Annotated in this window: 7 protein-coding genes, 2 rRNA genes and 2 pseudogenes; 2 read left to right on the top strand and 9 right to left on the bottom strand. The window is 62.6% G+C overall.

The window, feature by feature from the left end:
* Window positions 1-23 precede the first annotated feature (23 nt).
* The 5 genes and pseudogenes from BFL43_RS01245 to BFL43_RS01225 all read right to left on the bottom strand — a co-directional run bounded on the left by BFL43_RS01245 (window position 24) and on the right by BFL43_RS01225 (window position 5,044).
* On the bottom strand, window positions 24-962 hold the full coding sequence (locus BFL43_RS01245; protein ID WP_084889697.1) for an IS3 family transposase: 939 nt from the start codon (window positions 960-962) through the stop codon (window positions 24-26).
* Window positions 959-1,249, bottom strand: a complete 291-nt coding sequence (locus tag BFL43_RS01240; RefSeq protein WP_084889699.1) for a transposase — start codon at window positions 1,247-1,249, stop codon at window positions 959-961. The genes BFL43_RS01245 and BFL43_RS01240 overlap by 4 nt, the downstream gene beginning before the upstream one ends.
* 46 nt (window positions 1,250-1,295) lie before the next feature.
* Window positions 1,296-1,898: pseudogene (locus tag BFL43_RS01235) on the bottom strand (LysR family transcriptional regulator); the annotation flags it as partial.
* Between the two features lie 240 nt (window positions 1,899-2,138).
* Window positions 2,139-3,521, bottom strand: coding sequence for an aspartate aminotransferase family protein (locus BFL43_RS01230; RefSeq protein ID WP_084889981.1), 1,383 nt, complete (start codon window positions 3,519-3,521; stop codon window positions 2,139-2,141).
* A gap of 18 nt (window positions 3,522-3,539) precedes the next feature.
* A pseudogene (locus tag BFL43_RS01225) lies at window positions 3,540-5,044 on the bottom strand (CoA-acylating methylmalonate-semialdehyde dehydrogenase).
* Between the two features lie 146 nt (window positions 5,045-5,190).
* Here BFL43_RS01225 and BFL43_RS01220 point away from each other — a divergent pair.
* Entirely contained in the window at window positions 5,191-6,795 is a 1,605-nt protein-coding gene (locus BFL43_RS01220) for a PucR family transcriptional regulator (RefSeq protein WP_084889978.1), read from the top strand.
* A 16-nt stretch (window positions 6,796-6,811) separates the two neighbouring features.
* On the opposite strand, the gene BFL43_RS01215 is transcribed toward BFL43_RS01220, so the two are convergent.
* On the bottom strand, window positions 6,812-10,171 hold the full coding sequence (locus tag BFL43_RS01215) for a DEAD/DEAH box helicase (RefSeq protein ID WP_143695007.1): 3,360 nt from the start codon (window positions 10,169-10,171) through the stop codon (window positions 6,812-6,814).
* A gap of 40 nt (window positions 10,172-10,211) precedes the next feature.
* Between BFL43_RS01215 and BFL43_RS01210 the strand changes: the two genes are divergently transcribed.
* Entirely contained in the window at window positions 10,212-10,730 is a 519-nt protein-coding gene (locus BFL43_RS01210) for a hypothetical protein (protein ID WP_143695006.1), read from the top strand.
* Between the two features lie 6 nt (window positions 10,731-10,736).
* Here the strand turns inward: BFL43_RS01210 and BFL43_RS01205 are convergent, their stop codons facing one another.
* The 3 genes from BFL43_RS01205 to BFL43_RS01195 all read right to left on the bottom strand — a co-directional run bounded on the left by BFL43_RS01205 (window position 10,737) and on the right by BFL43_RS01195 (window position 15,804).
* Complete coding sequence (locus tag BFL43_RS01205) at window positions 10,737-12,197, bottom strand: MFS transporter (RefSeq protein WP_084889972.1); 1,461 nt, start codon at window positions 12,195-12,197, stop codon at window positions 10,737-10,739.
* A 238-nt stretch (window positions 12,198-12,435) separates the two neighbouring features.
* Window positions 12,436-12,552: ribosomal RNA gene (rrf, locus tag BFL43_RS01200) — 5S ribosomal RNA — on the bottom strand.
* A gap of 115 nt (window positions 12,553-12,667) precedes the next feature.
* Window positions 12,668-15,804: ribosomal RNA gene (locus tag BFL43_RS01195) — 23S ribosomal RNA — on the bottom strand.
* Window positions 15,805-16,080 lie beyond the last annotated feature (276 nt).

Genomic DNA, 16,080 nt, shown 5'->3' with positions numbered 1-16,080 from the left:
CCCCCAAATCGTGGAGGACTCCTCTATGCGGCTTCGGGCTCCGCGACTGCAGCGTTCTCGTAGTCGATGGGGCTGACCATCCCAATCGTGGAGTGCCGGCGGACGTGGTTGTAGAAGCCGTAACACCAGTCAAGCACACCGGCCTTGGCTCCGGCAAGAGTCTCGAAATCGTTGCGTGACAGTACCTCCCACTCCAGGGAAGAGAAGAACGCTTCGGCAGCGGCATTGTCGAAGCATGACCCGACGCGGCCCATCGACTGACGGAGTCCCATCCGACGGCACAGCTTGGTGAACTTGTTGGAGGTGTACGTCGACCCGCGGTCACTGTGGAAGATGACCCGTTCGGACTCCTCGTCACGCCTTATGGCCTGCTTACCGCCTCGGGTGGCCACCGCCATCTCGATTGCTGCACACGCGAGCGGTGCGTCTGGATGCACGCTGGTGGCCGCACCCAGCAATCGGCGGCTGTAGAGGTCGATCACGGTCGCCAGATACAACTTCCCGGCCGCAGTCGGGATCTCGGTGATATCGCCGACCCACTTCTCGTTCGGACGCGTCGCGGTGAAGTTCCGGCGCACCAGATCCGGGAACTTCGGTGCCGTCTTGTCCTGCCGGGTCAGCCCGTTTCGGCGACGGATCCGGCGTGCCACCAAACCCTGCCGGCGCATCGAATCCGCGACCGTCTTCTCGCTCACTGTCCACCCGTCCTCACGCAGGTCCACGTGCAGCCGCGGGGAACCATGCAAGCCCCGCAATGTCATGAACTTGACCTTGACTGCGCGGTCTACCGTGTCGCGCCGATAGTCACGCGCGGTATGCAATCCTGTTGCTGCACCCGGCTTTTGAGAACGCTTGAACCACTTGTAGAACCACGCCATACTCACGCCAAGCAGCGCGCACGTGACCGTATGTGGCACTCGATAGGTGGTCCTCTGCTCTGCGATGAAGCGGGCCAGCATCACTTCGTCGCCTCCTTCACCCACAGGACCACCGATCGTTTTAAAACATCGCGCTCCATCCGCAACTCGGCCACCTCGGCACGCAACCGCTTGAGCTCGGCAGCACTATCGCCGCTCGCCTCATCCTCGCCGCCGCGCTCGGCGCGCGCACGGTTGACCCAGTTGCCCAGGGTGCCCTCGTTGACCCCCAGATCGCGCGCGACCTGGGCGATCGGTTTACCCGTCTCCTCGACGATCCGGACCGCCCCATCACGGAACTCCCGGTCGTACTTCTTCCGCTTCTCAGACATCGTGCTCCTCATTATCGATGCCTCTACGGTTTGGGGGGAACCTCACCGGGCACTGTTCCCGGGCGAACAGGACGCACTTCTCATCCGCCAATTCTGCGCACTGCACGCTCGATCGGCCCGCCCACGGATGTGAGCGACCGACGACAGCGACAATGGGCACCTTCGACAGCAGCAACTTGGCCCGCAGGTTCGGCATCTGTGGACGGCCGTAGACAAGAGCCACATCGAGGGAACCTTCGACGAGGCCGGTCAGTTGCGGTCCGGTCCTCTTCTCCCACAGTGATACGGCCATCCTCGGATGTCGCTCGTTGAGGCGCGTCAGCGCGGCCGGCAGGACATGCCTGCTCGCAGGGAAATTGTAGCCGATGTTCAATGAACCGACTTCCCCGGCGGCGGTCGACTTCGTCACGACGACGGCCTTCTCCATTTGCGCAACGACCATGCGAGCCTGCTTGGCGAACTCCACACCCGACGACGTCAATTGCACCTCATGGGATGTCCGGGCCACCAGCGTGACACCCAGCGACTTCTCCAGCTTTTGCAGTTGAGCGCTGAGCGATGGCTGAGTCAGATGTAGGCGCGCGGCCGCCCGTCCGAAATGTAGCTCTTCAGCGAGGACGATGAATGATGTGAGATGGCGAAAGTCCACCCGGCACCCCCTCATACAGACGTGTCGACAGTATCGAAGGGTGATTATCAACGGGGGAACAGCGTGTGCCGACTTGATGGCCACCAGGCCAACCTGACGGAGAGCCTCACCGTCGTGCACGGGTGAGCCCCTTCATTGGCATAGATCAATACTCACTTCTCGGCGGCCGGCTTGGACAAGTACGCCTCGGTGGCCTCGGCTGGACAGCGCTGAGCCATAACTGGCAACGCCAGCTCGTGATCACTGCACGACGTGCCTGTCGGCAACACTCAGCGCGGTGTCGAGGATCGCGAGCCCTTCGCGCACTTCGTCGTCGGTCACGGTGCACGGCGGTACCGCATGGATCCGGTTGAAGTTGACGAAGGGCAACAGCCCGTTCGTCTTACACGCCGCGACCACCTCGTTCATCGCCGGGCTGGTGCCGCCGTAGGGTGCCAGCGGCTCACGCGTCGCCGGATCCGAGACCAACTCGATCGCCCAGAAAACGCCGAGACCGCGCACCTCACCGACGGACGGATGCCGCGCAGCCAGCTCCCGGAGTCCGGGACCGAGCACGTCGGCGCCGATCCGCGCCGCGTTCTGCACGATGTGCTCGTCTTCCATCGCGTTGATGGTGGCGACCGCAGCCGCAGTGGCCAGCGGGTGACCGGAGTACGTCAATCCCCCGGGGTACGGGCGGCCGGCGAACGTCGCGGCGATGGCATCGCTGATGGCAACCCCGCCGAGTGGGACATACCCGGAGTTCACGCCCTTGGCGAAGGTGATGAGGTTCGGGGTGACGTCGAAGTGGTCGATGGCGAACCACTGTCCGGTACGGCCGAAGCCCGCCATCACCTCATCGGCGATGTAGACGATGCCGTAGCGGTCGCAGATCTCCCGAACCCCGGCCAAATACCCCGCGGGCGGAACCATGATGCCCGCGGTACCCGGCACCGGCTCGAGGATGATCGCGGCAATCGTGGCGGGACCTTCCAGGGCGATCAGCCGATCGAGGTGCTCGAGCGCACGCTGGCACTCCTGCTGCTCGTCGGCGGCGTGAAAGGCGGAGCGGTACAGGAACGGTCCGTCGAAATGTACTGCGCCGCTGGTGCCGTAGTCGTTCGGCCAGCGCCGCGGATCCCCGGTGAGGTTGATCGCGGTGTCGGTGCCGCCGTGGTAGGAGCGGTAGCGTGAGAGCACCTTGTAACGCCCGGTGTGCAGCCGCGCCATGCGCACCGCATGCTCGACGGCATCGGCACCACCGTTGGTGAAGAACACGCGGTTCAAGTCACCGGGCGTCCTCTCGGCGATCAACCGGGCCGCTTCCGACCGCGCCGCATTGACGTGCGGCGGCGCGATGGTGCACAGCGTCGCCGCCTGCTCGGCAATGGCAGCAACCACTTTCGGGTGCTGATGACCGATGTTGGTGTTGACCATCTGCGACGAGAAGTCGAGCAACCGATTGCCCTCGCCGTCCCAGACGTACGAGCCTTCCGCGGCCACGATGGTCGTCGGATCGATCTTGGCCTGGGCCGACCAGGAATGGAACACATGCTTGCGGTCGAGTTCGTATGCTCTGCGCCCTTCGGCGATGGCGGTCTCGAACGTCTGCCCGGTCGGCAAGGTGGAAGCCACTGCAGTCATGAGAGTTTTCCTCGTACGTCAGTTGTTCTGCGGGAAGCCGAGATTGATGCCGCCATGGCTGGGGTCGAGCCAGCGGGTGGTCACCACCTTGGCCCGGGTGTAGAAGTGCACCCCTTCGGTGCCGTGCGAGTGGGTGTCGCCGAAGAGCGAGTTCTTCCAGCCACCGAAGCTGTAGTACGCCGTGGGCACCGGGATCGGCACGTTGATGCCGACCATGCCCACCTCGATCTCGTTCTGGAAACGCCGCGCCGCACCGCCGTCGTTGGTGAAGATGGCGGTGCCGTTGCCGAACGGTCCTGAGTTGACCAGATCGATTGCCTCGTCGAAGGTCTCGACCCTGACCACCGATAGCACGGGCCCGAAGATCTCGTCGGTGTACACGCTCATATCGGTGGTGACGTGGTCGATCAGGGTGGGGCCGAGCCAGAACCCGCCGGCAGCGCCATCGGCCTGAACGTTGCGGCCGTCGACCGCGATGGTGGCGCCGTCGGCTTCGCCGGCATCGACGTAAGAGGCAACCTTGTCGCGGTGAACCTGGGTGACCAGCGGTCCCATATCGGTGCCGCGCGTGCCGTCGCCGATCTTCAGGCCCTTGGTGCGCTCGGCGATCTTGCCCACCAGTTCATCGGCGATGGTGCCGACGGCCACGAGCGCAGATATGGCCATGCAGCGCTCGCCTGCCGAGCCGAAGCCCGCGTTCACCATGGCGTCCGCGGCCAGATCCAGGTCGGCGTCGGCCAGGTCGGCGTCGGGCAGGACGATGGCGTGGTTCTTGGCGCCGCCGAGTGCCTGCACCCGCTTGCCGTGCGCGGTGGCGGTCGAGTAGACGTATTGCGCAATAGGAGTGGAGCCGACGAACGAGATCGCCTTGATGGCAGGGTTGGTCAGCAACTCGTCGACGGCGACCTTGTCGCCCTGCAGCACGTTGAAGACGCCGTCGGGCAGGCCAGCCTCGGCCCACAGCTCGGCGATCCACAGTGCGGCCGACGGATCCTTCTCGCTGGGCTTGAGCACAACAGTGTTACCGGCGGCGATGGCGATCGGGAAAAACCACATCGGAACCATGGCCGGGAAGTTGAACGGGGAGATGATGCCGACCGGTCCCAGCGGCTGGCGAAGCGACGCGACATCGACCTTGGTCGACGCATTTTCGGTCATGCCGCCCTTGAGCAGATGGGCTATCCCGCAGGCGAACTCGACGACCTCCTGGCCACGGCTGATCTCACCGAGCGCGTCGCTGACCACCTTGCCGAGTTCAGCGGTGATGATCTCGGCCAATTCACCCTTGCGCGCGTTGAGCAACTCGCGGAATGCGAACAGGATCGCGGTGCGCTTTGCCAGCGACGTGTCGCGCCACGCGGGGAATGCTTCCTTGGCCGAGTCGATGACCGCTCGAGCATCGTCGACGTCGCCAACGCGACCTGTCCGGTGACCTCACCGGTCGCGGGATTGGTGACCGGGGCGGAGCGATCAGCCGAACCGGAGAAGGCGCTGCCCCGGCTCCAGTGGCCGATCGTCGTCACGGTGGCGGCGGGAGCATCGGCAACGGTCTGTGTCACGGGGATCCTATTCGTCAGGTGGCGATATCTGGTTCAACCATGCCTGGTCAGCAGCCCCCGCAGGTCCGACAATATGTATGACTTAGTCGCGATTGTCTTACACTGCGTCAATGCAGCCGACGATCGCCGAGGTCCTCGCGTTACCGGTGGTGCGGGCCGGGAAGCCGGAGATGATCACTGACGGCCCCCTCGATCGACCGGTGCGCTGGGTGCACGTCAGCGACCTTGCCGACCTGTCCGACCTGCTCGAGGGCGGCGAACTGGTCCTGACCACCGGCCGTGCACTGGCCGATCCAGCGACTCGTGAGGGATACCTCGACGGCCTGGTGGCGGCAGGCGCTGTCGGCCTGATCATCGAGCTGGGTGTCCACATCGACCAGGTGCCGCGGTCGGTGACCGTGGCCGGCCGAGCCCTCGATTTCCCCGTCATCGCCCTACACCAACAGATTCGGTTCGTGCAGCTCACCGAGCAGGTACACCGCATCATCGTCGCCGATCAGTACGGCGAACTGGAGTTCGCCCGCACCGCACACGAGACGTTCACCGGCCTCAGCATGCGGCGCGCATCCGTCGACGAAATCGTCACTGCCGCAGCGCAGATGCTCGAGGCGCCCGTGGTGCTCGAAGACCTCAACCGGCAGGTCGTGTCCTTCGCCGGCACCGACGCGGCCTCCCTGCTGACCGACTGGGATCGCCGGTCTCGACTCACCCCGGAGATCCGCACCGGGGATGATCACGATCGGGCGGCGTGGCTCGCCCGACCAGTAGGTGTTCAGCCCCAGACCTGGGGCCGGCTGATCGCGCCGCACTCCCACGTCGCCGACAACCGTTCGATCGTCATCATCGAACGCGCTGCCCAGGCGATCGCTCTCAACCGTATGACCGAACAGGACCGCAGTTCACTCGAGCTGCGGGCGCAGGGCGGTTTGGTCGATCTGCGCCACAACCGGATTCACGCCGAGGCGGACGCGTCGGCCCGCGCCTTCGCCTTGGGCCTGGCACCGGCGTCCACCTATGTCGCGATGACCATTCGGCTGCGCGACGCGCCGAGCACCGATCAACTCCTGGTGCAGCAGCGTCGGGCCCGCATCGTCGACGCGGTGACCCATGCGATCAAGGCAAGCCGGAACACCGCCCTCACGTCCGCGTCCGAAGGTGGTCGCCGCATCGACGTGGTGCTGTCCCGGCGTCCCGCGACGGCCGGGCGATCGGGGCCGGATCCCCTCACCGAGGTCTGCACCGCCATCCGCCACGCCATCAACCGCATCGAGGGGGTGACGCGGTGTGCGATCGGCGTCGGTCCCGATGGCACTCAGATTGTTGACACTGCAGTAGGTCTCGCGGAATCAGGTCATGTCGCCGAGGTCGCACTCGCACTCCCCGACGACCGTCCGTTCCACCGATCGTCGGACACCCGCTTGCGTGGGCTGATCGCCCTGATCCGCGACGACCCTCGCGTGCAGGCCTTCGCCGAGACCGAGCTGCGAGCGCTACTCGAACACCGGGCGAAATATGGCGACGAGTTGTTCACACTGTTGCGGCGTTTCCTCGAACTCGGCGGAAACAAGACCGATCTCGCTGCGGCCGTCAAGCTCTCGCGACCGACCCTGTACGCCAGGCTCGATACGCTGTCGCGAGTGCTCGGAGCTGATCTCAGCGACGCCGAGTCCCGGACCTCTTTGCACACAGCGGTGCTGATCATCGACGCGAGGTAGAAGATGCTGTCGAGGGCTAACCCAGCAGCTCCCGGATGTCGTCGACGCCGATCGCACTGCCGAACATCTCGCCCTCGTCCATGACGGCGGAGAATAGTTCACGTTTACGATCTTGCAACGCAACGACTTTCTCCTCGATTGTCCCCGCAGACACCAGCCGGTATACGGTGACTGGCCGGGTCTGGCCGATGCGATGGGCGCGGTCGACGGCCTGGGCTTCGGCGGCCGGGTTCCACCAGGGGTCGCAGACGTAGACGTAGTCGGCCTCGGTCAGGTTGAGGCCGAAGCCGCCGGCCTTGAGGCTGATCAGGAACACCTTCGTGGTGCCGGCCGAGAACGCCATGATGGCCTCGGTGCGCTGGCGCGCGGTCATCGATCCGTCGAGGTAGCTGTAGGGGATCTGCGCCGCGTCCAGGTGTTCACGGATGATCGCCAGGAAACCGGTGAACTGGCTGAAGACAAGTGCGCTGTGTCCCTCGGCGATCAACTCCGGCAAATGCTCCTCGAGGAACTCGACCTTGGCCGACGGCACATCCCGCTTCGTCGGATCCACCAGTCCGGCGTGCAGGCTCAACTGCCGCAGCATCGTCAGCGAACGGAAGATCTCGAAGCGGTTGCGCTCCCAATCACCCAGCAGACCAAGGACTTTCTGACGCTCGCGGGCCAGTCGGGTGTCGTAGATCTTCTGGTGCTTGTCGATCAACGTCACCGGGACCACCTGTTCCTGCTTCGGCGGAAGATCGGTGGCGACCTGATCCTTGGTGCGTCGCAACATCACCGGCTTGATACGACGACGGAGCGTCGCCAATCGCTCGGGATGGGCGCCGCTCTCGATCGGCCTCCGGAAGAACTCGGTGAACTGCTTCGGTTTGGCGAACAGTCCCGGTGCGGTGATTGACAGCAGCGACCACAGCTCCATCAGGTTGTTCTCCATCGGGGTGCCGGTGATCGCCAGCTTGAACGGCGTCGCCAACCGCCGCGCACATTGGTGGGCTTTCGCCTTGTGGTTTTTGACGAACTGCGCCTCGTCGAGGATCAGCCCCGCCCACTCGACGGCGTCGAACACGGGAAAATCAATGCGCAACAACGTATACGACGTGATGACGACGTCCGCACCGGCGATGCGCTCCTGCAGCGACCCGCGGCTCTTCGCCTCTGATGCCGTCACCGCGACCGCCGTCAGATCCGGGGTGAACTTTTCGCACTCGGCCAGCCAGTTGGCGATGACGCTGGTGGGCGCGACCACGAGGAAGGGCTTGGTCGACTCACCGGCCTCGCGGATCCGTCCGATCAGAGCCAGGGTCTGCAATGTCTTTCCCAGGCCCATGTCGTCGGCGAGAATGCCGCCCAGACCGTTGTCCCACAGGAAGCTCAGCCAGTTGAGTCCATCGAGCTGGTACGGACGCAGTTCGGCGTGCAGCATGCCCGGCGGCTCGACCTCGACCGGGGGCCGCGCGGACCGCAATCGGGCCAGATTCTGCTGCCACGCCCGGGTTTGATCGTCGACGATGCCGAGTTCGAGCAGTTCCTCCCAGAGCGTGACGTTGAACGAGCTCGCCTTTGCCTTGTCTCCGTCCAGCTCGCCGAGGGCCCGTCCCTCCGCCAAGAGTTCGACAAGCCGGGTCAACTCCGGGGTGTCGAGTGCGAAGTACGTCCCGGACGGAAGCAGCATGTACGTCGCGCCGGCGGTGAGCTCCCTGATCAGCGCTGCCAGCGGAACCTGCTCGCCGTCCACGGTGACGGTGATCCTGAGGTCGAACCAATCGTTCCCCACGGTCTGTGCGTCGGGTGCCGAGAATCGCAGCTGCGCAGCGGAGTCCGCCCGGCGGTAACCCGCGAGCTCCTCGGACAGCTCGACGATGATGTCGTCGCGATCGACGATCTGCGGCAACACCTCGACGTAGAAGCGGGCGGCCTCCACCTTTGAGAGCGTCACGCCCGCCCACAATGTGCGCAGCGACGCCGCTGCCAACGTCTCCTCGACGCCTTCGGCAGCGCGCAGGGCGTGGAACTCCTTGATCATGGGCTGGGTCATCGACGCCGTCGGCACCGCGTCAAGGGCATCGCGCGCCTGCTGCGGCCAGGAGTCAGAGGACGCGACCACGGCACGCAGGACGTCGTCGATCTGGTGCCACACAGCATCTTCGGCACTCTTGTTGCGGTGGCTGCCCGACAGGACCCGTTTCGACGGATCAGAGTCCCGGGGTTCACCGTTGACGCTGTAGCGGATGGACCAGTGTGCTCGCGCCCCCTCATCGGAGGTGGTCACCGTCAGGACCGGTGTCGGATCGCTGATGTCCAGCGGTTCAAACAGTCCGTGGGCCACCCGCACCGGGACGGATGCCTGCAACCGCGGCAGCACGTCGTTCATGAAGTGGTCGGCATCGGCGACGGGAATCTGGGATGTCAGCTTGCTCCTGGCCATCTGCAGCAAGGAGTTCGGGGGCACCGGATCGAACGGGGCCAGCGTCAGTACTCGGTCGACGACGCGGAACACCCCGTGAGGGTTCGGCGCGCCGAACAGGTGGGTGTCAGCGAGCTTCCAGGGTTCGTCGTCGACGATGATGTGCGCTTTGAGCGACGCCGACGCCGGGGTCTCACTGGGCCCGATGTCGAGGCCGAGCACCGCGCGCTTGGCGATCGCGACGCGGTCGGCGAGGGACGACGTATTAGCGATCAGCGGAATGCCCGCCGCCAGCACATCCTCGAGCGCAGACCAGATCGCCGCGGGAGCGCTGGTCAGCTCGAGGTGCCCGTGCGGGCTCGACCCGACGAGTCCGTCGGCCGTCTGGGCCAGCCGCTGCAACGCGCGGAATTGGCCGGCGTCGAACTCACCATGGACGTCGGGTCCGCCGAGCACTCGCCACGAGATACCTGAACGCACCCACTGTCCGCGATCGTCGACGGTCACCGGCAGCAAGCTCACCGAAGGTTCGTCGTCCGACCGGCTGTCGGGGCTGTCGACGCTGACGAGTAGCGCCAGGGCTGTGCCGGACCGCCCCGGAGCGGACTCAGAGATGATCGACGTCGCGACCGACTCCCACGACGGTGAGCTCGTCTGGTTCTCGTCCGCCGGTTGTGCGGCCGTCAGCAGCAGAGCAACACCGTGCTTGCACCACATTCTGACCGGGCACGTGCAGATGGCGCGCCCGATGGACCAGTTCTCGCCCACCGAGACGAACGAGATCGAGACGTCGTTTCTGTCGCCTTCCGGCCCGATGCAGGTACCACTGAGTTCCTGGACCGATCCGCCTTCCCAGGCCAGGTCGGTGACCGACCCATCGCGGACCCACTCCTCGCCCCGCGCGACGACGTTGGCACCGAACATAGGTGCGAGCCGCTCCGCGGTGATCGAATGGGCCCAGCTGGAAAACACTGACCGAGCCTATCTGTTCGCCAGATGGGGCTTGCGCGGCGTGAGCCCTAGGCTCGATCGAGGGGACAGTACCGGTGCCCGACCGGGAGACCACCGGCACCGTCCTGGCTCGCTGGGTAGTGTCTGGAACATCGAACCCGACCCACCAGAGCCTTTCGGTCCCGGCGACCTCATCGACTACGACCTGCGGGTGTATGTCATCGACCCGACCGACTACGTCTCTGAACTGCGACTGGTGCTCGGGGAGTTGTTCTCACCACTGGGGCGGTGGCAACTCCGTCCGCCCGAGGAACTCCTGAACCCGCGGGCTGTCGGCTTCGCTCGAGACAATGCGCAGCACCGTCCGGCACCTCCGGCTGCGGACGCCAGGCTCTGGCAGATACGCGTGGGTCTGCGGGGCGAAGGCGATTACTCAGATCTCGACGACCGATTGGTACACGCCCACTTCGATCGGGGTCTGCATTTCGAGCACATGAGCTCTCAGCGGTTCGACGCCGAGACCGCCGAACTCGAGGAAGCCCTGAGTCGATATCCAGAGCTCAGGGACTCCCCGGCCTGAGCACGGTCAGTGCGCTTCTTCGGTGGTTCGGGAGTTGGTGAGCATGAGCGCGCCGGCGGCAGCGACCAGTCCGACAACAGCTGCGAGGATCGCGTAGGTGATCCGTTCGCCGTGGAAGAACGAATCGATCAGGCTGCTGCTCCAGGCGCCGACGGGTAGCTGGGTGGTGACCAGTGCCGCGATGAGAGTGCCGACGACAGCTGTTCCGGCGCTGGTGCCGACTTCCTGCGCAGTGTCGTTGAGCGCTGTTCCGATCGACGTGCGGTTGGCAGGCATCGCTTCGACAAGTGCCACCGCACAGATCGTCATGACGGTGCGCAGGCCGATCGTCATCACCACCATGCAGATCGCGATCGCCAGGTATCCGTGCTCCACGCCCCACGACAGACCGAGCAAAGACCCACCGAGGCAGGCCGCGCCGACGAGGCACGCGATCCGATGTCCGAACCGTGCACCGAGCCACTCCGAGAGCGGGGTCGCCGCGATCATGGTGACGATGATGGGCAGATTGGCCAGACCGGCCTTCATCGGGCTCCAGCCGTAGGCGTACTGGAAGTGCAGGATCAGCCCGAACATCACGCTGGCCATCGCGATCGACGTCCCGATCTGCGCGATGGTCGCGCCTCTGACTGTGCCCACGGAGAACAGACTCAAATCGAGCATCGGTGCGGCGCTGCGACGCTCGTGCCAGACGAACGCGGCGCCGGCAGCGAGGGCGCCGACGATGGATGCCACCGTCACTGCGGAGAGCCAGCCGTGCAGGACACCACTGGTCAGCGACCAGCAGGCCAGGCCGATGGCACTGATGCTCAGGAATGCGCCGGGCAGGTCGAGACGGTCGTTGGTCAGGCCGTCGCGACGGTCGGGCGAGACACCGAACCAGACGCCGACGCCGGCAATCAGGGCGATGGGCGCATTGACGACCAGCAGCCATTCCCAGCTCACGTGGGCCAGAACTGTGCCACCGAGTACCGGGCCGAGGACGAATCCGGACATTCCGACGACGATCATCACCGTCATGGCCCGCATGCGCAGGGTCTTGTCGTCGAACAGACGGAATACCAGTGAGTTCGTGATCGGGGCCATCGCCGCCGCCGCGACGCCGAGTGCAGCACGCAAGGCGATGAGCTCGCCGGTCGTGGTCACGGCCACCACGAGCAGGCTCAGGGTGCCGAACACTCCCAGCCCGATCAGCAGTACCCGTCGACGCCCGAATCTGTCAGCGATCGAGCCGGCGGTCAGCAGGAGGCCACCGAAGGTGAGCGAATAGGCACCGGTCACCCATTGCAGGGCTGTGGTGCCGCTACCGAGGTCGCGTCCGATGGTCGGCAGCGCAATGGACAGCAGCGTGTTGTCGACCATCTCGACGAAGAACGCCAGGCACAGAGCGGCGAGTGGTATCCACGCCGCAGCGAGGGACGGATAGGTGCGCGACGGTGTAGCGGTCGCAGTTTTGGTCATGGACATGTCGGGATCTCCTAGCTCGCGTTGATGTGTCTGACGCTAGGAGTCGGGCCTTACATGGATCTGCCATGAGCTGTCGCGGGCTGTCAGCAGCAGTCGTCACCGGATTCGTCCCCGAGAGGGTCTGCCGAGGGCAGTATGCCCTTGGCTGGGTCTGAGGGGGCTGAATGTGGTGTGGGGATAGCAAAATACCCCGTATTCGCAGCTGTTGGGCTGTGAATACGGGGTATTCGCAAATTGTGTTCGGCGGTGTCCTACTCTCCCACACTGATTAGGGTGCAGTACCATTGGCGCTGGTGGGCTTAGCTTCCGGGTTCGGAATGGGACCGGGCGTTTCCCCACCGCTATAGCCGCCGTAACTCTATGAAACAATCCACACCCAAACAAAGCCGGATGAAGAACCGTCGTTTTGTTTGTGTGTTGTTTCAGATATTGCACAGTGGATGCGAAACAAAAGTTTCATTACTTGTTTTGGTTGTAAGTCCTCGGCCGATTAGTACCAGTCACCTGCATCGGTTACCCGACTTCCAGTTCTGGCCTATCTACCCCATGGTCTGTAGGGGGCCTTAACCACGCAAAGGTGGTGAGAAACCTCATCTTGGAACAGGCTTCCCGCTTAGATGCTTTCAGCGGTTATCCCTTCCGAACGTAGCTAACCAGCAGTGCCCTTGGTAGGACAACTGGCACACCAGAGGTTCGTCCGTCCCGGTCCTCTCGTACTAGGGACAGGTTTCCTCAAGTTTCTTACGCGCGCGGCGGATAGAGACCGAACTGTCTCACGACGTTCTAAACCCAGCTCGCGTGCCGCTTTAATGGGCGAACAGCCCAACCCTTGGGACCTACTCCAGCCCCAGGATGCGACGAGCCGACATCGAGGTGCCAAACCATCCCGTCGATATGGACTCTTGGGGAAGATCAGCCTGTTATCCCCGGGGTACCTTTTATCCGTTGAGCGACACCGCTTCCACTTGCCGGTGCCGGATCACTAGTCCCGACTTTCGTCCCTGCTCGACATGTACGTCTCACAGTCAAGCTCCCTTGTGCACTTACACTCAACACCTGATTGCCAACCAGGCTGAGGGAACCTTTGGGCGCCTCCGTTACATTTTAGGAGGCAACCGCCCCAGTTAAACTACCCACCAGGCACTGTCCCTGAACCAGATCATGGTCCGAGGTTAGATATCCAATACGATCAGAGTGGTATTTCAACAACGACTCCACACACACTGGCGTGCATGCTTCACAGTCTCCCACCTATCCTACACAAACCGAACCGAACACCAATACCAAGCTATAGTGAAGGTCCCGGGGTCTTTTCGTCCTGCCGCGCGTAACGAGCATCTTTACTCGTACTGCAATTTCGCCGAGTCTGTGGTTGAGACAGCAGAGAAGTCGTTACGCCATTCGTGCAGGTCGGAACTTACCCGACAAGGAATTTCGCTACCTTAGGATGGTTATAGTTACCACCGCCGTTTACTGGGGCTTAAATTCTCAGCTTCACACCGAAGTGTTAACCGGTCCTCTTAACCTTCCAGCACCGGGCAGGCGTCAGTCCGTATACATCGTCTTACGACTTCGCACGGACCTGTGTTTTTAGTAAACAGTCGCTTCTCTCTGGTCTCTGCGACCACACCCAGCTCACAACGCGAAGTTGATCACCAGACGTGGTCCCCCTTCTCCCGAAGTTACGGGGGCATTTTGCCGAGTTCCTTAACCACAGTTCTCTCGATCGCCTTAGTATTCTCTACCTGACCACCTGTGTTGGTTTGGGGTACGGGCCGTGTCGCCACTCGCTAGAGGCTTTTCTCGGCAGCATAGGATCATGGAATTCGCCTCATTCGGCTACGCATCACCTCTCAGGCTCTATGTGTTCCGGATTTGCCTAGAACACGCCCTACAGGCTTACACCAGTACAACCACTGACTGGCCCCACTACCTTCCTGCGTCACCCCATCGCTTGACTACTACCAACCAAGGTCCCGCGCATCCAGTCCCAGGCACACCCGAAGGTGTAAAAGGAACATTCTGGGCGGTTAGTACAGCTGATTCATCACGGGCGCGACTACACGGGTACGGGAATATCAACCCGTTGTCCATCGACTACGCCTGTCGGCCTCGCCTTAGGTCCCGACTCACCCTGGGCGGATTAGCCTGGCCCAGGAACCCTTGGTCATTCGGCGGAACAGTTTCTCACTGTTCTTTCGCTACTCATGCCTGCATTCTCACTCCCACACCCTCCACCACTAGATCACTCTGTGGCTTCCAGGGATGCAGGACGCTCCCCTACCCACCCACACCACTGCTCAACACCCCGCAGGATGAAGAGAATGTCTTGTGTGAGTGCCGCGGCTTCGGCGGTGTACTTGAGCCCCGCTACATTGTCGGCGCAGGATCACTTGACCAGTGAGCTATTACGCACTCTTTCAAGGGTGGCTGCTTCTAAGCCAACCTCCTGGTTGTCTTCGCGACCCCACATCCTTTTCCACTTAGTACACGCTTAGGGGCCTTAGCCGGCGATCTGGGCTGTTTCCCTCTCGACTACGAACCTTATCGCCCGCAGTCTCACTGCCGCACTCTCACTCACCGGCATTCGGAGTTTGGCTGACGTCAGTAACCTTGTAGGGCCCATCGGCCATCCAGTAGCTCTACCTCCAGTGAGAAACATGCGACGCTGCACCTAAATGCATTTCGGGGAGAACCAGCTATCACGGAGTTTGATTGGCCTTTCACCCCTACCCACAACTCATCCCCTCCATTTTCAACTGAAGTGGGTTCGGTCCTCCACGACGTCTTACCGTCGCTTCAACCTGGCCATGGGTAGATCACTCCGCTTCGGGTCTAGACCCGGCGACTCCATCGCCCTATTCGGACTCGCTTTCGCTACGGCTACCCCACACGGGTTAACCTCGCCACCGAGCACTAACTCGCAGGCTCATTCTTCAAAAGGCACGCCATCACCCACAGCCAACCAAATGGCTCGCAGGCTTTGACGGATTGTAAGCGCACGGTTTCAGGTACTATTTCACTCCCCTCCCGGGGTACTTTTCACCTTTCCCTCACGGTACTAGTCCGCTATCGGTCACCAGGGAGTATTCAGGCTTATCGGGTGGTCCCGACAGATTCACAGCAGATTTCACGGGCCCGCTGCTACTTGGGTGTCTACTACAACAGTCAACATGTTTTCGTCTACGGGACTCTCACCCTCTACGACAGGCCGTTCCAGACCACTTCGACTAACACACTGATTTCTCACTGTCGGCCCATCCGGCAGAATGGACAAAATAGATCCCACAACCCCACACACACAACCCCTGCCGGGTATCACATATGCATGGTTTAGCCTCATCCGCTTTCGCTCGCCACTACTCACGGAATCACTATTGTTTTCTCTTCCTGTAGGTACTGAGATGTTTCACTTCCCCACGTTCCCTCCACACCCGCTATATATTCACAGGTGGGTAACACGACATCACTCGTGCTGGGTTTCCCCATTCGGACACCCTCGGATCACAGCTCGGTTGACAGCTCCCCGAGGCTTATCGCAGCCTCCTACGTCCTTCATCGGCTCCTGGTGCCAAGGCATCCACCGTACGCTCTTACACACTTACAACAATAAACAAAACAAAAAATAAAGATGCTCGCATCCACTGTGCAATTCTCAAACAACACACACCAACCAACCGGTACTCCAAACAAATGTCTTCACACTCACTTGATAACAAGCACCCGCATCAGCCGGCATCTTTGTCTAACCCTAGAAAGAACACGTGTGTTCTCTCAGGACCCAATAGTGTGTCAATGCCTCATCCCCTCGCAGGGACAAGCACCAAAGCCTCCGTAACCGGAAACCTCGATATTGTTAGCGTTTCACCCATGAGCTCCCACC

Origin of the sequence: Williamsia sp. 1135, assembly GCF_002095395.1 — a bacterium.
Classification (GTDB): domain Bacteria; phylum Actinomycetota; class Actinomycetes; order Mycobacteriales; family Mycobacteriaceae; genus Williamsia.
Note: the sequence above shows the minus strand (reverse complement) of the source record. Positions and strands in the feature narration are given on the sequence as shown.

Excerpts from the sequence above, each read along its gene's own strand:
- BFL43_RS01240 (WP_084889699.1), bottom strand. The coding sequence starts at position 1,249 with ATGTCTGAGAAGCGGAAGAAGTACGACCGGGAGTTCCGTGATGGGGCG.
- BFL43_RS01230 (WP_084889981.1), bottom strand. The coding sequence starts at position 3,521 with ATGACTGCAGTGGCTTCCACCTTGCCGACCGGGCAGACGTTCGAGACC.
- BFL43_RS01220 (WP_084889978.1), top strand. The coding sequence starts at position 5,191 with ATGCAGCCGACGATCGCCGAGGTCCTCGCGTTACCGGTGGTGCGGGCC.
- BFL43_RS01205 (WP_084889972.1), bottom strand. The coding sequence starts at position 12,197 with ATGTCCATGACCAAAACTGCGACCGCTACACCGTCGCGCACCTATCCG.